The sequence below is a fragment of the Pseudomonas sp. NFACC37-1 genome (assembly GCF_900101575.1).
GTDB classification, from domain to species: Bacteria; Pseudomonadota; Gammaproteobacteria; order Pseudomonadales; family Pseudomonadaceae; genus Aquipseudomonas; species Aquipseudomonas fluorescens_AA.
In genome coordinates, this window is the sequence record NZ_FMUZ01000014.1 from 75732 (window position 1) to 98938 (window position 23207).

General features: G+C 62.4%; 22 protein-coding genes. 11 read left to right on the forward strand and 11 right to left on the reverse strand.

The genetic code is table 11. The features are described from left to right. Positions 1–43: 43 nt before the first annotated feature. Positions 44–835 carry a dienelactone hydrolase family protein gene (locus BLP82_RS16290; protein WP_092169945.1) on the reverse strand — a complete coding sequence of 264 codons (792 nt, stop codon included), beginning with the start codon at positions 833–835 and terminating at the stop codon, positions 44–46. Between the two features lie 144 nt (positions 836–979). Here BLP82_RS16290 and BLP82_RS16295 point away from each other — a divergent pair, with 144 nt between their 5' ends. From BLP82_RS16295 to BLP82_RS16305, 3 genes are all read left to right on the forward strand, one after another. Further along, on the forward strand, positions 980–1579 hold the full coding sequence (locus tag BLP82_RS16295) for a hypothetical protein (protein ID WP_092169949.1): 600 nt from the start codon (positions 980–982) through the stop codon (positions 1577–1579). 105 nt (positions 1580–1684) lie between these two features. After that, on the forward strand, positions 1685–2362 hold the full coding sequence (locus tag BLP82_RS16300; protein WP_014339772.1) for a response regulator: 678 nt from the start codon (positions 1685–1687) through the stop codon (positions 2360–2362). Next, the gene (locus tag BLP82_RS16305; RefSeq protein WP_092169953.1) at positions 2359–3705 is read left to right on the forward strand and encodes an ATP-binding protein; all 1347 of its coding nucleotides are present in this window, start codon (positions 2359–2361) and stop codon (positions 3703–3705) included. The genes BLP82_RS16300 and BLP82_RS16305 overlap by 4 nt, the downstream gene beginning before the upstream one ends. 89 nt (positions 3706–3794) lie before the next feature. Here BLP82_RS16305 and BLP82_RS16310 read toward each other — a convergent pair whose 3' ends face one another. Then, positions 3795–4793, reverse strand: a complete 999-nt coding sequence (locus tag BLP82_RS16310; protein ID WP_092169958.1) for an AraC family transcriptional regulator — start codon at positions 4791–4793, stop codon at positions 3795–3797. 332 nt (positions 4794–5125) lie between these two features. Here BLP82_RS16310 and BLP82_RS16315 point away from each other — a divergent pair, with 332 nt between their 5' ends. Then, entirely contained in the window at positions 5126–6478 is a 1353-nt protein-coding gene (locus BLP82_RS16315) for a dicarboxylate/amino acid:cation symporter (RefSeq protein WP_060741049.1), read from the forward strand. A gap of 194 nt (positions 6479–6672) precedes the next feature. Beyond that, complete coding sequence (locus BLP82_RS16320) at positions 6673–7854, forward strand: CaiB/BaiF CoA transferase family protein (RefSeq protein ID WP_092169962.1); 1182 nt, start codon at positions 6673–6675, stop codon at positions 7852–7854. 115 nt (positions 7855–7969) lie between these two features. Here the strand turns inward: BLP82_RS16320 and BLP82_RS16325 are convergent, their stop codons facing one another. Continuing rightward, positions 7970–8464, reverse strand: a complete 495-nt coding sequence (locus BLP82_RS16325) for a SprT family zinc-dependent metalloprotease (protein WP_003204703.1) — start codon at positions 8462–8464, stop codon at positions 7970–7972. 148 nt (positions 8465–8612) lie between these two features. Beyond that, positions 8613–9215 (reverse strand): Yip1 family protein, encoded by a 603-nt coding sequence (locus BLP82_RS16330; protein ID WP_039591896.1) that lies wholly within the window; start codon positions 9213–9215, stop codon positions 8613–8615. 394 nt (positions 9216–9609) lie between these two features. Between BLP82_RS16330 and ttcA the strand changes: the two genes are divergently transcribed. Further along, complete coding sequence (gene ttcA / locus BLP82_RS16335; protein ID WP_003204698.1) at positions 9610–10434, forward strand: tRNA 2-thiocytidine(32) synthetase TtcA; 825 nt, start codon at positions 9610–9612, stop codon at positions 10432–10434. Between the two features lie 81 nt (positions 10435–10515). Further along, positions 10516–11190 carry a DNA-3-methyladenine glycosylase I gene (locus BLP82_RS16340; RefSeq protein ID WP_092169966.1) on the forward strand — a complete coding sequence of 225 codons (675 nt, stop codon included), beginning with the start codon at positions 10516–10518 and terminating at the stop codon, positions 11188–11190. Positions 11191–11278: 88 nt separating this feature from the next. Here BLP82_RS16340 and BLP82_RS16345 read toward each other — a convergent pair whose 3' ends face one another. The 3 genes from BLP82_RS16345 to arsC are packed head-to-tail and all read right to left on the reverse strand — an operon-like array spanning position 11279 to position 12652. Beyond that, positions 11279–11704: a DUF2069 domain-containing protein gene (locus tag BLP82_RS16345; RefSeq protein ID WP_092169969.1), complete on the reverse strand. Its 426-nt coding sequence runs from the start codon at positions 11702–11704 to the stop codon at positions 11279–11281. After that, positions 11697–12302 (reverse strand): NAD(P)H:quinone oxidoreductase, encoded by a 606-nt coding sequence (gene wrbA, locus BLP82_RS16350; RefSeq protein WP_060741054.1) that lies wholly within the window; start codon positions 12300–12302, stop codon positions 11697–11699. Before wrbA ends, BLP82_RS16345 begins: the two co-directional genes overlap by 8 nt. Beyond that, positions 12299–12652, reverse strand: a complete 354-nt coding sequence (gene arsC, locus BLP82_RS16355) for an arsenate reductase (glutaredoxin) (protein WP_092169972.1) — start codon at positions 12650–12652, stop codon at positions 12299–12301. Before arsC ends, wrbA begins: the two co-directional genes overlap by 4 nt. A gap of 115 nt (positions 12653–12767) precedes the next feature. Between arsC and BLP82_RS16360 the strand changes: the two genes are divergently transcribed. After that, a complete protein-coding gene (locus BLP82_RS16360; protein ID WP_092169976.1) occupies positions 12768–13235 on the forward strand; it encodes a TlpA disulfide reductase family protein in 468 nt (155 codons plus the stop codon). A gap of 191 nt (positions 13236–13426) precedes the next feature. On the opposite strand, the gene BLP82_RS16365 is transcribed toward BLP82_RS16360, so the two are convergent. The 4 genes from BLP82_RS16365 to BLP82_RS16380 all read right to left on the reverse strand — a co-directional run bounded on the left by BLP82_RS16365 (position 13427) and on the right by BLP82_RS16380 (position 18218). Then, on the reverse strand, positions 13427–13831 hold the full coding sequence (locus BLP82_RS16365) for an META domain-containing protein (RefSeq protein ID WP_092169980.1): 405 nt from the start codon (positions 13829–13831) through the stop codon (positions 13427–13429). Beyond that, positions 13831–14265, reverse strand: coding sequence for a hypothetical protein (locus tag BLP82_RS16370; RefSeq protein ID WP_092169984.1), 435 nt, complete (start codon positions 14263–14265; stop codon positions 13831–13833). Before BLP82_RS16370 ends, BLP82_RS16365 begins: the two co-directional genes overlap by 1 nt. Positions 14266–14389: 124 nt before the next feature. Further along, complete coding sequence (locus BLP82_RS16375; protein ID WP_092169988.1) at positions 14390–15379, reverse strand: 2-hydroxyacid dehydrogenase; 990 nt, start codon at positions 15377–15379, stop codon at positions 14390–14392. Between the two features lie 88 nt (positions 15380–15467). Further along, positions 15468–18218, reverse strand: a complete 2751-nt coding sequence (locus BLP82_RS16380) for a response regulator (protein WP_092169993.1) — start codon at positions 18216–18218, stop codon at positions 15468–15470. 290 nt (positions 18219–18508) lie between these two features. Between BLP82_RS16380 and cysM the strand changes: the two genes are divergently transcribed. The 3 genes from cysM to relA all read left to right on the forward strand — a co-directional run bounded on the left by cysM (position 18509) and on the right by relA (position 23129). Beyond that, positions 18509–19411 carry a cysteine synthase CysM gene (gene cysM / locus BLP82_RS16385; protein WP_060741061.1) on the forward strand — a complete coding sequence of 301 codons (903 nt, stop codon included), beginning with the start codon at positions 18509–18511 and terminating at the stop codon, positions 19409–19411. Next, positions 19411–20781 carry a 23S rRNA (uracil(1939)-C(5))-methyltransferase RlmD gene (rlmD, locus tag BLP82_RS16390; RefSeq protein WP_092169998.1) on the forward strand — a complete coding sequence of 457 codons (1371 nt, stop codon included), beginning with the start codon at positions 19411–19413 and terminating at the stop codon, positions 20779–20781. The genes cysM and rlmD overlap by 1 nt, the downstream gene beginning before the upstream one ends. Before the next feature lie 101 nt (positions 20782–20882). Continuing rightward, positions 20883–23129 (forward strand): GTP diphosphokinase, encoded by a 2247-nt coding sequence (relA, locus tag BLP82_RS16395; RefSeq protein ID WP_014339754.1) that lies wholly within the window; start codon positions 20883–20885, stop codon positions 23127–23129. The last annotated feature ends 78 nt before the right edge of the window (positions 23130–23207 follow it).

A 23207-nucleotide genomic window follows, 5' to 3' on the forward strand; every position in this document is an offset into this window, starting at 1 on the left:
CGCGCCCCAACGGGGATAAATCCCCTCGCCACAGGGTTATGTGTCAGTCAAAGATTTTCTTGAAGAACTTCTGCATGTCCGCCCACGACTTCTCGTCGGCTTCCTTGTTATAGCCAATGTCCGGCCCGCCATGTTCGCCGTGGCTCAAGCGGTCGGCGTCAGGGTTGCTGAAGCCGTGTTTGGCGCCTTCGAGGCTGACGAATTTATAGTCGGCACCGGCCTTGTCCATCTCGCTCTTGAACGCGGTGACGTTGTCCTGGGTGACCATGCTGTCCAAGGCGCCATGCTCGACCAGTATCTTGGCCTTGACGCTGCCCGGGGTGGCCGGGGTGTTGGTCACCAGCGCACCGTGGAAGCTCACCACGCCGGCCAGCGGTACACCCTGGCGCGCCGCATCGAGCACCACCTTGCCGCCGAAGCAGTAGCCGATGGCGGCGAGTTTGTCCGGATCGGTCTGGGGCTGTTTCTTCAGCAGGTCGAGACCGGCCTGGAAGCGGGCGCTGGCGGCCTTGCCGTCCTTGAGCGCCGCCTGCATGAAGGCCAGGGCGTCCTTGGGGTGCTCGGTGTTCTTGCCGTCGCCGTACATGTCGATGGCCAGGGCGCTGTAGCCCAGGCCCGCGAGATCCCGGGCACGACGCTTGGCGTAATCGTTCAGCCCCCACCATTCGTGAACCACCACCACGCCCGGGCGCGGGCCTTTGACGGCGTCGTCATAAGCGTAGTAACCGATCAGCTTGGTGCCATCGGCACTGGTGTAGGGGATCTCCTGAGTCTGGATGGCGGCGTGGCTCACGCCGCTCATGACCAGAAGTACAACAGCAAGCAGCCTGCGCATGACGGATCTCCTTATGAAAATGGTCCGCACAGATTAGCCGATTCATTCAGCGCAGGTTCAGAGAACGTTCAAGGGGTGTTCAGGGAGCGCTGGTTAACGTGACAGCGACTTCACCCACCACCCATGCTTCAAAGGAGCTCGACCATGACTCAGATGAAAAAACTGTTGCTGGCTTTCACCGTGCTGGGCGCCAGCGCGTTGGCCCACGCCGATGACAACTTCGCCAGCCTGACCCTCGGCCAGACCAGCGACAAGGTCAAGAAATCCGACGCCCTGGATGCCAACCTGAACCACCCGAACGCCGACGGCATCATCGGCAAGGACACCACGTATGGCCTGCGCCTGGGCAAGCAGAATGACCAGGGCCGCTACTACGCCACCTACGACAACGTCTCGGGCACCCACAACGGCATCAAGCTGCGCCAGGAAAACCTGCTGGGCAGCTACGATGTGTTCCTTCCGGTCACCAGCACGACCAAACTGTTTGGTGGCGGCACGGCGGGCCTGACCAAGCTGACCCAGGATTCGCCCGGTTTCAGCCGCGACAGCGACATCGGCTACGCGGTAGGCCTGCAGGGCGGCGTGCTGCAACAAATTTCGCAGAACACCTCGGTTGAACTGGGTTACCGTTACCTGCGCAGCAACGCCAGTACCGAGATGAGCCCGCACGGTGGTGACAAGGTCGGTTCGCTGGACCTGACCAGCAGCGCCCAGACCTACCTGTCCGCCAACTACACGTTCTAAGCGGGCCAGGGTGGGTGTATCCAGCCGGATCGGTCGAAGACGATCCGGCGCCTTTCGTTGAGGTGCGCCGCGCGCGATTGTTTGATTTGCCTGGGGAGAGGCTCCATGAAATTACTGGTCGTCGAAGACGAAGCGCTGTTGCGTCATCACCTGCAAACCCGTCTCACTGACAGCGGTCATGTGGTGCAGGCCGTGGCCAATGCCGAAGAGGCCTTGTACCAGGTCCGGGAATTCAACCACGACCTGGCGGTGATCGACCTCGGCCTGCCGGGTATCAGCGGGCTGGAGCTGATCCGCCGGCTGCGCTCACAGGACAAGACGTTTCCGATCCTGATCCTGACCGCCCGCGGCAACTGGCAGGACAAGGTCGAAGGCCTGGCCGCCGGCGCGGACGACTACGTGGTCAAGCCGTTTCAGTTCGAAGAACTGGAGGCCCGGTTGAACGCCTTGTTGCGTCGCTCCAGCGGCTTCACCCAGTCGACCATCGTCGCCGGGCCGTTGTTGCTGGACCTCAACCGCAAGCAGGCGTCCCTCGACGAGGAGCCGCTGGCGTTGACGGCCTACGAATACCGTATCCTCGAATACCTCATGCGCCATCACCAGCAGGTGGTGGCCAAGGACCGCTTGATGGAGCAGCTCTACCCCGATGATGACGAGCGCGATCCCAATGTCATCGAAGTGCTGGTCGGACGCCTGCGCCGCAAACTGGAAGCCCCCGCCGGCTTCAAGCCCATCGACACCGTGCGCGGCCTGGGTTATCTGTTCAACGAGCGCTGCCAGTGATTCGTTCGCTTCGGCTGCGGCTGATGCTGGCCGCGATGACCCTGGCGGTGCTGTTCATGCTGGCCTTGTTGCCGGCCATGCAAGGCGCGTTCAGCCTGGCGTTGCAGGAGTCCATCGAGCAACGCCTGGCCTCGGACGTGACCACGCTGATTTCCGCCGCACGGGTGGAAAACAACCGCTTGAAGATGCCGGCGCAGTTGCCCGATGAGCGCTTCAACCTCGCCGATGCCCGCCTGCTGGGCTACATCTATGATCGTGAGGGGCGGTTGGTCTGGCGGTCGAAGGCCACCCAGGAAGAAAACATCAATTACACGCCGCGCTATGACGGCCAGGGCAACCAGTTCGCCCGCATTCGCGAGAACGACGGCCAGGAATTTTTCGTCTATGACGTCGAGATCAAGCTGCTTGGCGGCCAGAACGCGGCGTTCAGTATCGTTACCCTGCAACCGGTGCGCGACTACGAAGTGACCTTGCAGGGGCTGCGGGACAATCTCTACCTGGGCTTTGGCGCGGCCCTGGCGGTGTTGCTGGCGCTGTTGTGGATCGGCCTGACCTGGGGCCTGCGGGCGCTGCGGCGCCTGAGCCAGGAGCTGGACGAAATCGAAAGCGGTGCCCGGGAAAGCCTCAGTACCGAGCATCCCCGGGAACTGTTGCGCCTGACCGGTTCCCTCAATCGCTTGCTCCACAGCGAGCGGGAGCAGCGCAGCCGTTACCGTGATTCCCTCGATGACCTCGCCCACAGCCTGAAGACCCCGCTGGCGGTGTTGCAGGGCGTCAGCGAAGACATGGCCCGGCGTCCCGAAGACCGTGGCCAGGCCTGGGTGCTGCAAACCCAGATCGAGCGTATGAGCCAGCAAATCGGCTACCAGTTGCAGCGCGCCAGCCTGCGCAAAAGCGGGTTGGTGCGCCATCAGGTGCGCTTGCACCCGGTGCTGCAAAGCCTGTGCGACACCTTGGACAAGGTCTATCGCGACAAGCGGGTCAATGTGCGTTTCGATCTGCCGGAGCACTGCCAGGTGCCGATCGAGCAGGGCGCCTTGCTGGAGATGCTCGGCAACCTCCTGGAGAACGCCTATCGACTGTGCCTGGGCGAGGTGCGCGTCAGCGTGCACCAGACCCTTGGCGGTACGGAGTTGAGCGTCGAGGACGATGGGCCGGGTGTGCCGCCGGATCAACGTGCGCGGATCCTCCAACGGGGCGAACGGCTGGACCGTCAGCATCCGGGGCAGGGCATTGGCCTGGCGGTGGTCAAGGACATCATCGAAAGCTACGGCGCCCGCTTGACCCTGGGGGATTCGGAGCTGGGCGGGGCGGCGTTCCGGATTCATTTTCCGGTGGTTTGACTGGGATGTTTTCGGTGTGTTTGCGGGCCTCATCGCGAGCAAGCTCGCGATGAGGCCCGTCAGCACACCACAAAAAACCAATCAGGAAATCAGTTCTCCAACTCCCTGTAGGCCCCCGGCGTCAGCCCCGTCCACTTCTTGAACGCCCGGTGAAACGCCGACGGTTCGGAGAAACCCAACTGCTCGGCAATCTGCTGCAACGACAAATCCGCACGCCCCAAGTGATAGATGGCGATATCCCGCCGCAACTGATCCTTGAGCTCCTGGAAGCTGGTGCCTTCCTCCCGCAGATGCCGGCGCAAGGTCTGCGGGCTGATGTGCAAGTGGGCGGCGACGGTGTCCAGGTCGGGCCAGTGTGCCGTGTCGCGACTGAGCAGGCGGCGCAGTTGGCTGCTCAGGCTGTGGCCATCGTCCGGGCGCGACAGCAGGTCGGCAGGGGAGTGTTCGAGGAAATGCTTGAGGGTGCGTTCGTCCTGCAACAGTGGCATGTCCAGGTAGCGACTGTGGAACAACAGGCTGCTGCCGGGCGCGTCGAACACCAGCGGGTAGGGGAACAACAAGTCGTATTCGGCCCCGTGGGCGGGCTTGGCATAGCCGAAAGTCACCTGTTCCAGGCCTATCCGCTGGCCGATCAGCCAACTGGCGAGGCGATGCCAGACCACCAGCAGGCTTTCAGTCAGGAAGTGATCGGGGTCCCACAACGTCGAGTCGTCCAGCACCAGCCGCACCCGCTCGCCTTCGGTTTCCAGCGTCAGTCGCGGGGCGTCGGGGAACAGACTGTAGAACAGCAAGCCGCGCTGAAGGGCCTTGCCCAGGGTCCGACAGTGGATCAACGCATGACACATCATGGCGAACGTCCCGGGCTTGCTCGGCGCCCGGCCGAATCCCAGGTATTCGTCCTCCATTGCCAGCCACAACGCTTGCAACAGGCGGGCGAACTGCTCCGGCGCGATGCGCGCGCGCGGTTCATCCAGCAGTTCAGGGCTGATGCTCAATTGTTGCAGCAAGGGAAAATAGTCGAAACCTTGCCGACGTGCGCCGCCCAGGGCAGCGCGGGCGAAGTGGCTGGCGATCGTGCGTTGGCGCATGGCAGAAATCCGTTCGTTAAGCGGGCGAATGGTAGCAGGGGCTTGAGGCTGGACAAGGCGGATATCCGCCAAATCCCGGAGCGCGGGATGGTCTGTAGGCGGAAATCCGCCACTTGCACACTGCGTTTAGTCGCGTGTGGAAACCGCAAGCCCGTCTGCTATACCGGGTGTAGGGCATTTCGCAAAAATGGCACGCGCTTTGCGATGCGTTGGGTAGGTCTGCCCCGTGCAGCCGAAAAAAACAAATCCCTCCAGTGCAGGAGGGTTCGCAATTGAGGTGCCGTGGACGACAGGTGGAAGTCGTCATGCGGGACTCTTGAGGAAGGTTTGCCATGACGACTCGTCAGCCACTGTACAAATCCCTGTATTTCCAGGTGATCGTAGCCATTGCCATCGGTATTTTGCTCGGCCACTTCTACCCGCAGACCGGTGTTGCCCTCAAGCCATTCGGCGACGGGTTCATCAAACTGATCAAAATGGTCATCGCCCCCATCATCTTCTGTACCGTCGTCAGTGGTATCGGCGGCATGCAGAACATGAAATCGGTGGGCAAGACCGGCGGCTACGCGCTGCTGTACTTCGAAATCGTCTCCACCATCGCCTTGCTGATCGGCCTGGTCGTGGTCAATGTCGTGCAACCGGGCGCCGGCATGCACATCGACGTATCGACCCTGGACACCAGCAAGATCGCCGGTTTCATCTCGGCTGGTAAAGACCAGAGCATCATTGCCTTCATCCTCAACGTGATCCCGAACACCATCGTCGGCGCCTTCGCCAACGGCGACATCCTGCAAGTGCTGATGTTCTCGGTGCTCTTCGGCTTCGCCCTGCATCGCCTGGGTGCCTACGGCAAGCCGGTGCTGGACTTCATCGATCGCTTCGCCCACGTCATGTTCATCATCATCAACATGATCATGAAGCTGGCTCCACTGGGCGCGTTCGGTGCCATGGCCTTCACCATCGGTGCCTACGGTGTCGGTTCGCTGGTGCAACTGGGCCAGTTGATGATCTGCTTCTACATCACCTGCGTGGTGTTCGTGCTGGTGGTGCTGGGCGCCATCTGCCGCGCCCACGGCTTCAGCGTCATCAAGCTGATCCGCTACATCCGTGAAGAACTGTTGATCGTGCTGGGTACTTCCTCCTCGGAATCGGCCCTGCCACGCATGCTGATCAAGATGGAGCGCCTGGGTGCCAAGAAATCTGTCGTAGGCCTGGTGATCCCGACGGGCTACTCGTTCAACCTCGACGGTACTTCGATCTACCTGACCATGGCGGCGGTGTTCATCGCCCAGGCCACCGATACCCCGATGGACCTGACTCACCAGATCACCCTGCTGCTGGTGCTGTTGCTGTCGTCCAAAGGTGCGGCTGGCGTGACCGGCAGCGGCTTCATCGTACTGGCGGCGACCCTGTCGGCCGTAGGTCATCTGCCGGTGGCCGGCCTGGCGCTGATCCTGGGCATCGACCGCTTCATGTCCGAAGCCCGCGCCCTGACCAACCTGGTGGGCAACGCCGTCGCCACCATCGTGGTTGCCAAGTGGGTCAAGGAGCTGGACGAAGACCAACTGCAGACCGAGCTGGCTTCCGGTGGTCGCGGTATCTCCGACGTTCGCGAAGATGACGAGCAGATCGCGGCGGCGCAGATTGCAGCGGCTGAGACCTCTGCTCCAGGCACTGTGAAGTAATCTTCAGGTTGCAATAAAAAACCCGCCTCGGCGGGTTTTTTATTGAGCTGAATTATTCAGGTAGGAATTTGTTTTTGTGGCAAGGGATCCCTGTCGGCCGTGAGCACAATCGTCATTCAAAGTGACAAATCCAGTAATTGCCCCATCGCCAACCCCTGCCTAGTCTTCCAGTCATCAGTCACTGGAGACCACCCATGCAAGGCCCACTGGCATCGCTCAAGGTTCTGGACTTCTCGACACTGCTGCCTGGCCCGTTCGCCTCGCTGTTGCTGGCGGACATGGGGGCCGAGGTGTTGCGCATCGAGTCGCCGACCCGTCAGGACTTGCTGCGGGTACTGCCGCCCCATGACCAGGGCATATCGGCCAGCCACGCCTACCTCAACCGCAACAAGTGCAGCCTGGCCCTGGACCTCAAGCAGCCGGAAGCGTTGGAGGTGGTCACGCAGTTGCTGGGGGACTACGACATCCTGCTGGAACAGTTCCGCCCCGGCGTGATGGAGCGGCTGGGCCTGGGATACGAAGCCTTGAAAGCCATCAATCCGCGGCTGATCTACGTGTCGATCACCGGCTACGGCCAGACCGGCCCTTATAAGGACCGCGCCGGTCACGACATCAATTACCTGGCCCTGGCAGGGCTGGCCAGCCACACCGGCCGTGCCGACAGCGGGCCGTTGCCGCTGGGCCTTCAGGCGGCGGATATCGCCGGTGGTTCATTGCACGGGGTGATCGGACTGTTGGCGGCGGTCATCGCCCGCCAGCAGACCGGTCAGGGCCAGCACCTGGACGTGAGCATGACTGACTGCGCATTCAGCCTCAACGCCATGGCCGGTGCCGGTTACCTGGCTTGCGGTGTTGAGCCGGGTTGGGAGAACCAGATGCTCAACGGCGGCAGCTTCTACGACTATTACCGTACCCGCGATGGTCGCTGGATGTCGGTAGGCAGCCTGGAACCGGCCTTCATGCAGGCGCTGTGCGAGGCTTTGGGGCGCCCGGAACTGGCAACCCAGGGACTGTCGCCCAAGCCTGAACAACAACACGTCCTGAAGCAGGCGCTGCAAACCGAGTTTGAAAAGCATGATTTTGCCGAGCTTTGCCAACTGTTTGCCGGGATCGATGCCTGCGTCGAGCCAGTGCTGAGCCTGGAGGAAGCTGTCCGGCATCCGCAGTTACAGGCTCGGGAGCTGGTGAAACAGGTGCCCCGAGGGGATGGTTCGAGCCAGGCGCAGATGGCCTGTCCGTTGCGGTTCTCAGAGGGGCTGCCCGAACCTCGCCATATTGGCGTGGGCCTGGGGGCGCATACGGATCAGGTGTTGGAGGCGTTGGGGTTCAGTGCGCAGCGGATTGCCGAATTGCGCAGGAGCGGGGTGATTTTGTAGGGCGACAAGGCCGCCATCGCGAGCAAGCTCGCTTCCACACTGGATCTTTGGCGTTCACGGATCCTGTGGGAGCGAGCTTGCTCGCGATGAGGTCAGCCCAGACACCACAAGAGCATTACTCCACCCGCGTTTCCCCACTGAACACCAAGGTATTGCGACAGCTGCGGCACAAATATCGCCGCCCCTGGCGCACCAGGCTGTGGCGCTGGGCCGAGAACGGGAAGTCGCTGCCATCGCAAGGGCACTTGTAGATGTAGCGGGTCACACTGCGGCGTTTGATTTCGTAGGTGTGGCAACGGTTGGGCGGCAGTTCGTACACGCCGCGCATGATCAGTTGCCACTCTTCGCCATGGGGCTGGATGCGTTCGCCAAACAGTTGGTGGGCGATCAGGTGCGCGACTTCGTGGGCGACGGTCTGCTTGAGGAAGTCTTCGGCGTTTTCCCGGTACAACTGTGGATTGAAGCGCAGCAGGTTTTCATGCAGGTGCGCGACACCGGCCTTCTGGCCACGCAATTTGAAGCTGACCACCGGGCGTTTGAAAGGACGTTTGAAAAAGGATTCGGCTTGTTGGTAACACTCTTCGACGCGGGTATTGAGTTGCTCGAGCATGCTTTACGGGTCTCCAGAAGCCCGAGTATGCCGCAAGCGTCGGCCGTTGCGAATCGCCCAGGCGCCCAGTGGTCGTTTCAAACACAGGAAGGCCGCCTTGCGGCGGCCTGTGTCGGCAGATCCTGCTTTTTTATTGGAGGGCACTACGTCAATTGGTATAGACCGGGCCGACGCCCAGCCCCCAGACGATCACCGTGAACGCCATGATGGCCACCAGCACCACCAGGCCGACCGCGAGCACCGAACTGGAAAACAGAAAACCTTCGTCCTGGGGTATGTTCATGAACGTCGGCAGGCCGACGTACAGCAGGTAGACGGTGTAGCAGATTGCCGCCGTGCCGACGATCATCCCCAGCCACATGTGCGGGTAGAGCGCCGCCAGGCCGCCGATGAACAGAGGTGTCGCGGTGTAGGTGGCGAACGCGACGCAACGGGCCAGGCTCGGATTGGCATCGTAGGTGCGGGCCATCCAATGGATGAAGGCACCCATTACCGCCACGCCGCCCAACATGGCCAGGTACGACATGATGGTCATCCACAGCGCGCTTTCCTGCGTGAGCATGACCGGTGGACGATTGCCGATGACCCATCCCACTTGCGTGGTGCCGATAAATGCCGAAACCGCGGGAATAGCCGCCAGGATCAGCGTGTGGGTGAGGTACATGTGGCTGATGCTTTCCTCCTGATCGCCACGGATTTCTTTCCATTCTTGATCAGGGTGGGTAAAGAGCCCCACGACATGATGGATCATAGTCAGTCACTCCTTTGTTATTGCCATCGCCCCCCAACGGAGCGCCTACGGGCCAAACGGCCAAGTAAGTAAAGGTCTGGATATGTGTGCGACCTTATGTCGCAGTATAGAAAGGAGTTACCCCGAGGGGGATGGAGGGCTTAGAGCAAATCGCGCTGTAGGAGGGTGTATTAATCGCCGATGAGTCTGTGGCGAGGGGATTTATCCCCGTTGTGGCGCGAAGCGCCCCCCAATCCATTGACTCCCCAGTAGGTCAGCCCTGATGAGGGGGCTGCTGCGCAGCCCAGCGGGGATAAATCCCCTCGCCACAATAGCGTTCGTCATGAGCCTTCGCCGAAAATGGGTTTTTTGCGTAAAATGCCGGCCTTTCGTCACACCTCACGGATTTCGCGTCATGGGCACTCTTACGGTCAACCAGAACAAACTGCAAAAGCGCCTGCGCCGCCAGGCCGGTGAGGCGGTCGCCGATTTCAACATGATCGAGGACGGCGACAAGGTCATGGTCTGCCTGTCCGGCGGCAAGGACAGCTATACCTTGCTCGATGTGCTGATGCATTTGCAGAAGGTTGCGCCGATCAAGTTCGACATCGTCGCGGTGAACATGGACCAGAAGCAGCCCGGGTTCCCCGAGCATGTGCTGCCGGCCTATCTTGAGTCGCTGGGCGTGGAATATCACATCGTCGAAAAAGACACCTATTCGGTGGTCAAGGAACTGATTCCCGAAGGCAAGACCACCTGTTCGCTGTGCTCGCGCCTGCGGCGCGGCACGCTCTACACCTTCGCCGACGAGATCGGTGCGACCAAGATGGCCCTGGGGCACCACCGCGACGACATCGTCGAGACCTTCTTCCTGAACATGTTCTACAACGGTTCACTCAAGGCCATGCCGCCCAAGCTGCGGGCCGATGACGGGCGCAACGTGGTGATCCGCCCGCTGGCCTATTGCAGCGAGAAAGACATCCAGGCCTATTCGGATTTCAAGCAGTTCCCGATCATCCCCTGCAACCTGTGCGGCTCCCAGGAAAACCTGCAACGCCAGGTGGTCAAGGAGATGCTCCAGGAATGGGAACGCAAGACCCCGGGCCGTACCGAGAGCATTTTCCGTGGCCTGCAGAATGTCATTCCGTCGCAACTGGCGGACCGCAACCTGTTCGATTTCACCAACCTGCGCATCGACGAAAACGCCACACCGCGGTTCGTCAATGTGGTGAACCTCTGACGGCGCCAACCGCTCTATTCACGGCGCCAGTGGCTATAAGGGCCACTGGCGCCGTTTTCATTTACAACCCCAGGAGAGGGCATGCGCGATTACAAGTGGCTGCACGAGTATTGTCTGAACCGCTTCGGTTCGGCGGCTGAACTGGAAGCCCACCTGCCGGTTCCCAAGACCCCGGCGCAACTGCGCAAGATCGGCGACGACCGCTACCTCTCGACCATGGCGCTGCGGGTGTTCCGCGCCGGGCTCAAGCACAGCCTGGTGGATGCCAAGTGGCCGGCGTTCGAAGAGGTGTTCTTCAAGTTCGATCCGGAGAAAGTCGTGCTGATGAGCGCCGAGCACCTGGAGCGGTTGATGCAGGACGCGCGGATCATCCGCCACCTGGGCAAGCTCAAGAGTGTGCCGCGCAACGCGCAACTGATATTGGACGTGGCCCATGAAAAGGGCAGCTTTGGCGCACTGGTGGCCGACTGGCCGGTGACTGACATCGTCGGCCTGTGGACCTACCTGAAAAAGCACGGCCATCAACTGGGCGGCCTGTCGGCGCCGCGCTTCTTGCGGATGATGGGCAAGGACACCTTCGTGCCCAGTTATGACGTAGTGGCCGCGCTCAACGCCCAGGACATCATCGACAAAGTCCCCACCAGCCTGCGAGACCTGGCGACGGTGCAGAATGCCTTCAATCAGTGGCATGAAGAGAGCGGGGGAAGGCCCATGAGCCAGATATCGATGATGCTGGCGTATACCGTGAATCATTGAGACCGCGTTGCGGCCATCGCGAGCAAGCTCGCTCCCACAGGGCTCGATGGCACCCTGTGGGAGCGAGCTTGCTCGCGATAGCGATGTATCAGGCGACGGAAATCTCGCCTTCCCCCGCCAACCGCCGGTTCAACTGGAACCGCCAGCGCACATACAGCAGGGCCGAGCAGAACACCGCCACGCTTGCCGCCATTTCCAGCACGCCGAACCATTGCCGGTTCGGGTCATAGGCCGCCAGTGCACCTTTGATGAAATACAGGTTCACCACGAAGCACATCCATGAGTGTCCACGGGCGCTGCCGCTGAGCATGCCGGGCGCGAGTATCAACAGCGGCACCAGTTCGATCAGCAGAATCACCCAGGGTCGCGCGCCGTGCAGGTCGGCGATCAGCAGGTAGTAGGCGCTGAGCAACCCCACCAGGCCGAAAAAGCACAGCAGGCTGAGGACGCGGGCCAGGCGTACGCGCGGTTCGAGCCATTGGATGGAAGGCAGGATCTTCGGCTTCTTAGCCACGGCCGTTCTCCAGCAGCAGGGCGGTTTTTGCAAGGCGCGAACCCAAGGCGCGGCACAGGGCGACTTCATGTTCGTTCAAGCCGCTTTTACCGTCGGCCCCGGCATGATGGCTCGGACCGTAGGGCGTACCGCCGCCCTGAGTGTCGATCAGGGCCGATTCGCTGTAGGGCAGGCCGGTGATCAGCATGCCGTGGTGCAACAGCGGCAGCATCATCGACAGCAGGGTGGTTTCCTGGCCGCCGTGCAGGCTCGCGGTGGAGGTAAACACCCCGGCCGGTTTGCCCACCAGGGCGCCGGTCAGCCACAGGTTGCTGGTGCCGTCGAGAAAGTACTTGAGCGGCGCAGCCATGTTGCCGAACCGCGTCGGGCTGCCCAAGGCCAGGCCGGCGCAGTGTTTCAGGTCATCGAGGCTGGCGTAGAGCGGGCCTTGCTCGGGGATGTCCGGGGAAACCGCTTCGCACTCGGCGGAAATCGCCGGCACTGTACGCAGCCTGGCTTCCAGCCCGGCCTGTTCGACACCCCGGGCGATCTGCCGGGCCATTTCGTTGGTGGAGCCGCTGCGGCTGTAATACAGCACCAGGATGTACGGCGTGGTCACGGCAGGATCTCCAGAATCTTCTCCGGCGGCCGGCCGACCACGGCCTTTTCACCGGCTTCCAGAATCGGCCGTTCCATGAGTTTCGGGTGGGCGGCGATGGCCGCGATCAACTGGGCCTGGCTCAGGCTTTCGTCGGCCAGGTTCAGGTCTTTGTATTCATCCTCGCCGGTGCGCAGCAATTGCCGGGCGGTGATGCCGAGCTTGCCCAGCAGGCGTTCCAGTTGCGCGGCGTCGAGCGGTGTTTCCAGGTAGCGGACCACGGTGGGCGTCAGGCCGCGGGCCTCCAGCAGTTCCAGCGCACCGCGGGATTTCGAGCAGCGCGGGTTGTGATAAAGCGTCAGATCGGTCATGAGCGGGTCGCATCTTGCGTAAGGTGGCGGCTATTCTACTGTGCCGCGAAGTCCCTAGCACCTTAGAGAGGCGACGGGTCGCAGCAGCGTTCACATTTCAGACAAGGATTGGTACATGACAAGGCGATTGATGGCAGCACTGACATTCATGGGCATCCTGTTGCTCGCCGGTTGCGGAAACGACTACGGAGTGGACCAGAACGGCCAGGCCATCGACTCGCAGCGGCTGGACAAACAATGGCTGGTGCTCAACTACTGGGCGGAATGGTGTGCGCCGTGCCGCACCGAAATTCCGGAATTCAATGCCTTGGCCGAACAGCTCAAGGGGCGCAACGTCGGTGTGTTCGGGGTCAACTTCGACCAGGTGCAGGGCCAAGAGCTCAAGAGTGCCAGCGACAAGATGGGGATTCGCTTCACGGTGCTGGCCCGGGATCCGGCCGAGATCTTCGACCTGCCTCGCAGTGAAGGCTTGCCGGTGACTTACATCATCGATAACCGGGGCAAGGTGCGCGAACAGATGCTGGGGGAGCAGACGGCGGCGGGGGTAATGGCCAAGCTTGAGGCGTTGCAGGCGTTCAAATAACCCCCTGTTTTGACAGGTGGGATCCCTTGTGGCGAGGGGATTTATCCCCGTTGGGCTGCGCAGCAGCCCCCTGCGTCCCGTCTGACAAACTGCAGCGGCAAATAGATCTGGGGCCGCTTCGCAGCCCAGCGGGGATAAATCCCCTCGCCACAGGGGATTCATGCCGGATTCAGGATCTTCTCCTGGAGGCCTCAGCCCTCTTCCAGCCACCACCGCAGCGGCTTGCCCTGGGCCGGCCAGAAGCGCATCTGCTCGATGGGCGAGATGTCCCAGCGTTCGACCTTTTCCAGGGCCTGCAAGAAGCGCGTCTCCTGCTCCATCAGCGCCGGGGCGCAGAGCTTGCGGGTGCTGCCGATCTTGCCGAAGCTCAAGCGATGGCCTTCCAGGGTGTAGGGCGCGAACCAGTGGTTGCAACCGCCGTTGCCGTAGGCCCGGCCATCATCCCCAAGGGTGATGGTCAGGTGGCTGTAGTCCATCAATGGCCGTTCGCCGATCCATTCCAGGATATAGCTGCGGTTGTGTTGCAACTGCACAGGTTCCGCGGCACACCCCATCAGGCCCATGCCGATCGACGCGGACAGGGCCAAACGTTTCATCAGGCGGCTTCCTGGCATGTCGGGCACAGGTGTTTTTCACCCACGGTGGTCCAGCCCAGTTCGGCGATCCGTGCGCTGGCGGCCGGTTTCTCGGCCTTGACGCCGAGTTTGGCATCGACGGCGAATTCGAAGCTCAGTGCCTTGGCGCAAGCGTCACAGTTGACCTGCCAGGTATGGATCGCCAGTTCGCCGAACACCGGGCCGGTGGTCATGGCCGTCCACTGGCCCATGGGTTTGAGCAGGTGCCGCACGGTGTCCACGGTCAGGCGCATGGACAAATCCTTGCTGCCCTTGAGCGTGACGAGCAGTACATCGTTGGCCTGGATCGAACCGCCATTGCCGGTGACCTGGTAGCGGCCCGGCGCCAGGGCGCGGACTTCGGTCAGGGTGTGCTGCGGGTTCATCAGGGTGTAGCGAAAATCGTGTTCGGCCATGGGTCCTCCAAATAGGCGCGACATGCTAGCACGGGGCATGGCTTGGGATGGTCCGGATGCCGGTCAACCTGGGATCTGGCCGACGAAACTCCCTTCTGTGGGAGCGGGCTGTTTGCGAGAAGGTTTAGCGGTCCACCAGGTTTTTCGGTGTGCCGGCCGCCCAGGCCGCTATGTTGTCCAGGGTGGTCATGGCAATCGCCGCCAAGGCTTCATGGGTGAGGAAGGCCTGATGGGCAGTGATCACCACGTTGGGGAAGGTCAGCAGGCGTGCCAGCACATCGTCTTGCAAGGGCTGGTCGGAGCGGTCCTTGAAGAACAGTTCGGCCTCTTCTTCATAGACATCCAACCCCAAATAGCCCAGTTGACCGCTCTTCAGCGCCTCGATCAAGGCTGGTGTATCCACCAGGCCACCGCGTCCGGTGTTGATCAACATGGCGCCGCGTTGCATCGACGCCAGGGACCGGGCGTTGATCAGGTGGCGGCTCTGCTCGTTCAGCGGGCAGTGCAGGCTGATGACCTGCGCTTGTGCCAGCAGTTCGTCCAAGGGCAGGTAGCGCGCGCCCAAGGCTTGCACCTGAGGATTGGGGTATGGGTCGTAAGCCAGTAACTGACAGCCGAAACCGGCCATGATCCGCGCGAACGTCGCGCCGATCTGCCCGGTGCCGATCACCCCGACGGTCTTGCCCACCAGGTCGAACCCGGTCAACCCATGGAGGCTGAAATTGCCGTCCCGGGTGCGGTTGTAGGCGCGGTGCAGGCAGCGATTGAGGGCCATGATCAACGCCACGGCATGTTCGGCCACGGCATGGGGTGAGTACGCGGGCACCCGGACGATGCTCAAGCCCAGGCGCTTGGCGGCGGGCAGGTCGACGTGGTTGTAGCCGGCCGAGCGCAAGGCGATCAGCCGGGTGCCGCCGTTGGCCAACCGTTCCAATACCGGGGCGCTCAGGTCATCATTGATGAACGCACAGACCACTTCATGCCGTTCGGCCAGGGCCACGGTGTCCAGGTTCAGGCGGGCGGGCTGGAACTGCAGCTCGAGACCGGCGGGCGCCGGGGCTTTGATGAAACTGTCACGGTCGTAGGTCTGGCTGCTGAAAAGAATCGCGCGCATGGCGGCCTCCTGGCAAAAAAATAAACCTGTAGGTCGAGGTCGGAGCGTGGATTTTCAGCGATTCCGATTTCCAGGGTATTGCCCTGGATCAGGCGCTGATACGCGCCTCGCTGGCCAGGCGATTGATCGCACGCTCCAGATCTTCCAGGGCCGCAGCGGCTTTCGGGTCCTGTTGCTTGAGCAGGGTTTCGCTGCGCTGGCAGGCCGCCCGCAACTGCGGCACGCCACAGTAGCGGGTGGCGCCGTGCAGGCGGTGGACCCGTTCGATCAGGGCGTTGTGATCGTTGGCCTCGCTGGCCTGGCGGATCGCTTCGCGGTCGGCTTCCAGGGATGCGAGCAGCATCGCCAGCATGTCCGCTGCCAGATCGGCCTTGCCGGCGGCCAGGCGCAAGCCTTCTTCATGATCGAGCACCAGCAGTTCGCTGCCTCCCTGGGCATCGCTGCTGCGCTCCGGCGACTGGTTGCGCAGGGCCAGGCCGGTCCATTTGAGCACCACCTGGGCCAGTTGCCGTTCGCTGATGGGCTTGGTCAGGTAGTCGTCCATGCCGCTTTGCAGCAGGGCGCGTTTTTCGTTGGCCATGGCGTGGGCGGTGAGGGCGACGATGGGCAGCGGCGTGCAGTGCCGCTCGCTTTCCCACTGGCGGATCGCCTCGGTGCTCTGGCGACCGTCCATGCCGGGCATCTGCACGTCCATCAATACCAGGTCGAAGGTTTCCTTCTGCACCGCCTTGACCGCTGCGTAGCCGCTTTCCAACGCCAGCACCTTGGCGCCCATGTCTTCGAGCAGGGTCTGCACCAGCAGCAGGTTGGCCGGGTTGTCGTCCACGCACAGCACTTTCGGGGCACGGCTGGAAACCGGCTCACTGGGTTCGCTGCGGGGTGGGCGCGGGTTGACCAGGTCGGACAGCGAGCGGCGCAACTTGCGGGTGCAGGCCGGCTTGGCCTGCAACTGACTGTGGGGGTTGGGCACCGAGAGGTGGTACAGGGTCTGTTCGGTGGTGGGGCACAGCACGAGCACTTTGCAGCCCAAGTGCTCGAGGTCCCAGATGTGCTGGTTGAGGCGCTCCGGCGGCATGTCGTTGCTGGTGATGCCCAGCACGGCCAGATCGATCGCCTGGTCGGTCTGGTGGGCGACGGTGATGCCGTTGGTCAGGCTCTCCAGGGTGTTGAACGGCGTCACTTGCAGGCCGCAGTCTTCGAGCTGGTGCTGCAAGGCCTGGCGGGCCAGTTCGTGGTTCTCCAGCACCGCTACGCGCCGGCCCAGCAACGGCGGGCCCGGCAGGTCTTCGGCATCGTCACGGGTCTTGGGCAGGCGCAGGCTGATCCAGAACTCCGAACCTTCGCCCGGTGTGCTGTCGACGCCGATCTCGCCACCCATCTGCTCCACCAGGCGCTTGGAGATCACCAGGCCCAAGCCGGTACCACCCGGTTGCCGGGACAGCGAGTTGTCGGCCTGGCTGAACGCCTGGAACAGTGCCCGCACGTCCTGGTTGGACAGGCCGATACCGGTGTCCTGGATGCTGATGCGCAACTGCACGCTGTCTTCGTGCTCGTCTTCGAGCATGGCCCGGGCGACGATAGTGCCCTCGCGGGTGAACTTGATGGCGTTGCTCACCAGGTTGGTGAGGATCTGCTTGAGGCGCAGCGGATCGCCCACCAGCGACAGCGGTGTGTCCCGGTAGACCAGGCTCACCAGTTCCAACTGCTTGGCGTGGGCGGCCGGGGCGAGGATGGTCAGGGTGTCTTGCAGCAGGTCCCGCAGGTTGAACGGAATGCTGTCGAGCACCAGTTTGCCGGCCTCGATCTTCGAAAAGTCGAGGATCTCGTTGATGATCCCCAGCAGGCTGTCGGCGGATTTCTCGATGGTGCCCAGGTAATCGAGCTGGCGCGGGGTCAGCTCGCTTTTTTGCAACAGGTGGGTAAAACCGAGAATGCCGTTGAGCGGTGTGTGGATTTCATGGCTCATGTTCGCCAGGAACTCGGACTTGATCCGGCTCGCTTCCAGGGCTTCCTTGCGGGCCAGGTCCAACTCGATGTTCTGAATCTCGATGGTTTCCAGGTTCTGGCGCACGTCTTCGGTGGCCTGGTCGATGCTGTGCTGCAATTCTTCCTGGGCGTTCTGCAAGGTACTGGCCATGCGATTGATGCCCGAGGCCAGTTCATCCAGCTCCTGGCTGCCCAGCGGTGGCAGGCGGGTTTCCAGGTGACCGTCCTTGAGTTGGGCCACGGCTTGCTTGATCTGGCTCAGCGGGCGGTTGATCGTGCGGCCCATGCGCAGGGCCAGCAGCGCGGTCAGGCACAGGCCCGCGGCGATCAGCAGCAGGCTGGCGAACAGGCTGCGATAGCCGCGCAGCAACATGCCGCTGTGGGACAACTCCAGCTCGACCCAGCCCAGCAGGCGGTCGGCTTCTTCGGGAATCAGTTCGCCCGCCAGGTTGCGGTGCTTGCCGAATACCGGCAGCAAGTAGCGCGTGGCGTCGTTGCCGGTGCGTTGCAGCAGTTGTGCACTGTTGCCTTCCGGGGCCCGGTTGAGCATGGTCGGGCCGGCGTGGGCCAACGGCGCGCGGTCGGGGGCGAGGAACGTCACGGCGCGCACGTCCGCTTGCTCCAGGGACTGGGTGGCGATGCGCTCCAGCAGATCGGTGTCCTGGCGGCTCATGGCCGGGGCGACCAGCGGGGCCAGTTGCTCGGCGATCATCTCGCCACGTTGCAGCAACTGGGCGTGCAGGTCCGATTGCTGCATCCAGGTGAAATAGCCGCCCAGGACCAGCGCCATCAGGCTGGTCGGCAACAGGGTCAGCAACAGCACGCGGCCTTTGATTCCCAGTTTCTTGAGCACACTTGTCTCCTGCATCCAGCGGTCTGATTGAGCTGTGCGCGCATCCGGCACGCACCACCTGCGCAGTGTAGCGATTTGCAGGCGGGCGATCTTCGTAAAAATCATGTCGCTGTTCTGATATTTTCGCCCGCTCAAGCTTTGGGGCCGCTGCGCAGCCCAGCGAGAGCTAGCTCCCTCGCCACGGGCCGTGCTTATTCCCATAAGCCATAACCACCACACTTTGCGTGATATGGCCGCGCCAGGTTTGCCGGTATGATAGGCGCCCCCGCAGTCCGGATTGCGAATACGCCATGACTTTGCAGTACCCCACCATCGCCGATTGCGTCGGCAACACCCCGCTGGTCCGCTTGCAGCGCTTGCCCGGCGAGACCACTAATACGCTTTTGCTCAAGCTCGAAGGGAATAACCCGGCGGGTTCGGTCAAGGATCGGCCGGCGCTGTCGATGATCACCCGTGGCGAGTTGCGCGGGCAGATCCAGCCTGGCGATACGCTGATCGAGGCGACTTCCGGCAACACCGGTATCGCCTTGGCGATGGCGGCGGCGATCAAGGGCTACAAGATGATCCTGATCATGCCCGACAACTCCAGTGCCGAGCGCAAGGCGGCGATGACGGCCTATGGCGCCGAGTTGATCCTGGTGACCCAGGAACAGGGCATGGAAGGTGCCCGGGACCTGGCCGAGCGCATGCAGGCCGAGGGGCGTGGCAAGGTGTTGGATCAGTTCGCCAACGGCGACAATCCCGAGGCCCACTACACCACCACCGGCCCTGAGATCTGGCGCCAGACCGACGGTACCATCACCCATTTCGTCAGCTCGATGGGCACCACCGGTACCATCATGGGTACCTCGCGTTACCTGAAAGAACAGAACCCGAACGTGCAGATCATCGGCCTGCAACCGATGGAAGGCTCGGCCATCCCCGGCATCCGTCGCTGGCCCGAAGAGTACCTGCCGAAGATCTATCAGGCCGACCGCGTGGACCGGATCATCGACATGGCCCAGAGCGAAGCCGAGGACGTGACCCGTCGCCTGGCGCGTGAGGAAGGCATCTTCTGCGGCGTGTCTTCGGGCGGTGCCGTGGCGGGAATGCTGCGCCTGTCCAAGGAAGTGGAAAATGCGGTGATCGTGGCGATCATCTGTGACCGTGGCGACCGTTACCTGTCGACCGGCATTTTCGACGCGCCCAACTGATGGCCAAGCAAGAAAGAGGCTTGCGCTTCCAGCCCAGCGGCGGAAGCCGGGCCCCGCAAGTGCCCACCGGTAAAAAGCAGCGCCTGACCATCGAACGCCTGGCCAATGATGGCCGGGGCATTGCCTTTGTCGACGGGCGTACCTGGTTTGTCATCGGTGCCCTGGCCGGCGAAGAGGTCGAGGCACGGGTGCTCGGTGCCCACGGCAAAGTGGTCGAAGCACGTACCGAGCGGGTGTTCCTGTCCAGTGAGCTGCGTCGCGCAACGCCGTGCATCCATGCCGGTCGTTGCGGCGGTTGCAGCGTCCAACATTTGCCCCATGACGAACAGCTCGCCCTGAAACAGCGCATGCTCGCCGAGCAGCTGTCGCGGGTGGCCGGGGTCGAGCCGGATGAATGGGCCGCGCCGTTGAGTGGGCCGGAGTTTGGTTATCGCCGTCGCGCCCGCGTGGCGGTGCGCTGGGATCAGAAGGCGAAAAAACTCGAAGTGGGGTTCCGTGCCGTCGGCAGCCAGGACATCGTCGCCATTGGCGATTGTCCGGTGCTGGTACAGCCCTTGCAGTCGATCATGAGTCGCCTGCCGGAGATGCTTCGACGCCTGGGCAAACCCCAGGCGCTGGGGCATGTGGAATTGTTCGCCGGCTCGTCCCTTGCGGTATTGCTGCGCCACATGGCGCCGCTGTCGGAGGTCGACCTGATCATCCTCAAGGATTTCTGCGCGTTTCATGAAGCCCAGTTGTGGTTGCACGGTGAAGGTGAGCCGCAACCGGTCGAACCCGGACAGGCCCTGGGCTTTCGCCTGGATGCCTGGGACCTTGAGCTGGCGTACCGGCCCGGGGATTTCATCCAGGTGAACGCCGGGGTCAACGACGCGATGATCGCTCAGGCCCTGCAATGGCTGGCGCCGCGTTCCGAGGAGCGGGTGCTGGACCTGTTCTGCGGCCTGGGCAATTTTGCCTTGCCGCTGGCCAAAAGCGTGCGTCAAGTGGTGGCCGTGGAAGGTGTGCAAGCCATGGTGGACCGTGCGGCGGCCAATGCCGTCAGCAACAATTTGAATAACACTGCCTTTTTTCAGGCCGATTTATCCCAGCCTCTGGCGGATGCCGAATGGATCGGCGAAGGCTTTTCTGCGGTACTCTTGGACCCACCCCGTGACGGTGCTTTCGAGGTGGTGCGCAAGCTGTCGTCCCTGGGGGCCAAACGGTTGGTTTATGTTTCGTGCAACCCGGCAACTTTGGCCCGGGATACGGTCGAACTGATCAAGCAGGGCTACCGGTTAAAACGTGCCGGGATTCTCGATATGTTTCCTCAAACGGCGCATGTCGAGGCCATGGCGTTATTTGAAGCGAGCCAGGATGGCTTGTCCGACTGACCCGTTCGTGCCAACCCGCCACAGCCCTGGGCGGAAACACGGGCAGCGAAGGTCAGCGAAGTTGACGCATTGAATCTGCGTCGTAGGGAAGGTAAGTAAAGATGGTACAGGTGAGAGCACACCAGCCGATCAACACCGACGGCAGTATCAATCTCGAGGCTTGGCTCGATCATGCGGTCAGCGTCGACATGGCACTGGATCGCGAAGCCTTGAAGGCCGCCTGCGAGTTCGCTCGCGAGGCGGAGCAGCAACACAACGCGGCGAAGAACCTGTGGTCCGAAGGCACCTCGAGTTTCCAGACGGGCCTGGAGATCGCCGAAATTCTCGCTGACCTCAAGCTCGACCAGGACTCCCTGGTGGCGGCGGTGCTGTACCGCGGCGTGCGCGAAGGGCAGATCCAGCTACCGGTGGTCAGCCAGCGCTTCGGCACCGTGGTGGCCAAGCTGATCGACGGTGTGCTGCGCATGGCCGCTATCAGTGCCAGCCTCAGCCCGCGCCAGTCCATGGTGCTGGGCACCCAGGGCCAGGTGGAAAACTTGCGCAAGATGCTGGTGGCGATGGTCGACGACGTGCGCGTCGCGCTGATCAAGCTGGCCGAGCGCACCTGCGCGATCCGCGCCGTGAAGTCCGCCGATGACGAAAAGCGCAATCGCGTCGCCCGGGAGGTGTTCGACATCTATGCCCCCCTGGCCCATCGTCTCGGCATCGGTCATATCAAGTGGGAGCTGGAGGATCTGTCCTTCCGCTACCTGGAGCCCGACCAATACAAGCAGATCGCCAAGCTGTTGCATGAGCGGCGCCTGGATCGCGAGCGCTTCATCACCGATGTGATGACCCAGTTGCGCGAAGAGTTGCAGGCCACCGGCGTGGAAGCCGACATCAGTGGCCGGGCCAAGCACATCTACTCGATCTGGCGAAAAATGCAGCGCAAGGGCCTGGAATTCAGCCAGATCTACGACGTTCGCGCCGTTCGTGTACTGGTCCCGGAAATGCGCGACTGCTACACCGCGCTGGGGATCGTCCACACCTTGTGGCGGCACATTCCGAAGGAGTTCGACGACTACATCGCCAACCCCAAGGAAAACGGCTATCGCTCGTTGCACACCGCGGTGATCGGCCCCGAAGGCAAGGTACTGGAAGTGCAGATCCGCACCCATGCCATGCACGAGGAGGCCGAGCTGGGGGTCTGTGCCCACTGGAAATACAAGGGCACCGACGTCAAGTCCGGGTCCAACCACTACGAAGAGAAAATCTCCTGGCTGCGCCAGGTGCTCGAGTGGCATGAGGAACTGGGTGACATCGGCGGCCTGGCCGAACAGCTGCGCGTCGACATCGAACCGGACCGGGTCTATATCTTCACCCCCGACGGCCACGCGATCGATCTGCCCAAGGGCGCGACACCGCTGGACTTCGCCTACCGGGTCCACACCGAGATCGGCCACAACTGCCGTGGCGCCAAGATCAACGGGCGGATCGTGCCGCTCAACTACAGCCTGCAGACCGGTGAGCAGGTCGAGATCATCACCAGCAAGCACGGTACGCCGAGCCGCGACTGGCTGAACCCGAACCTGGGCTACATCACCACATCCCGGGCGCGGGCGAAAATCGTCCACTGGTTCAAGCTGCAGGCCCGCGACCAGAACGTCGCCGCCGGCAAGACCCTGCTCGAGCGTGAGCTCGGTCGTCTGGGCTTGCCGCAGGTGGACTTCGACAAACTGGCTGAAAAAGCCAACATGAAAACCGCCGAGGACATGTTTGCCGCCCTCGGTGCCGGCGATCTGCGCCTGGCGCAGTTGGTCAACCTGGCCCAGCAACTGGTGGAGCCGGAGCGTGGCAACGAGCAACTGGAACTGATCCCGCGCAAGGCCACCGGCTACAAACCGGGCAAGCGCGGCGATATCCAGATCCAGGGCGTGGGCAACCTGATGACCCAGATGGCCGGCTGCTGCCAGCCATTGCCGGGGGATGCGATCGTCGGCTACATCACCCAGGGCCGCGGTGTGAGCATTCATCGTCAGGACTGTGCCTCTGTGCTGCAACTGGCCGGTCGCGAGCCGGAGCGGATCATCCAGGTCAGTTGGGGCCCGGTGCCGGTGCTCACCTACCCGGTGGACATCGTCATCCGCGCCTACGACCGATCCGGTCTGCTGCGTGATGTGTCCCAGGTGTTGCTGAACGAGCGGATCAACGTGCTGGCGGTCAATACCCGTTCGAACAAGGAAGACAACACCGCGCTGATGTCCCTGACCATCGAGATTCCGGGGCTGGATGCACTGGGGCGGTTGCTGGGGCGGATTTCCCAGTTGCCGAACATCATCGAGACCCGGCGTAACCGGACGCCAGGTTAAGCGCAGTCCAAAAATGTGGGAGCGAGCTTGCTCGCGATAGCGGTCTATCAGTGACAGAGATGTTGACTGGTGTTCCGC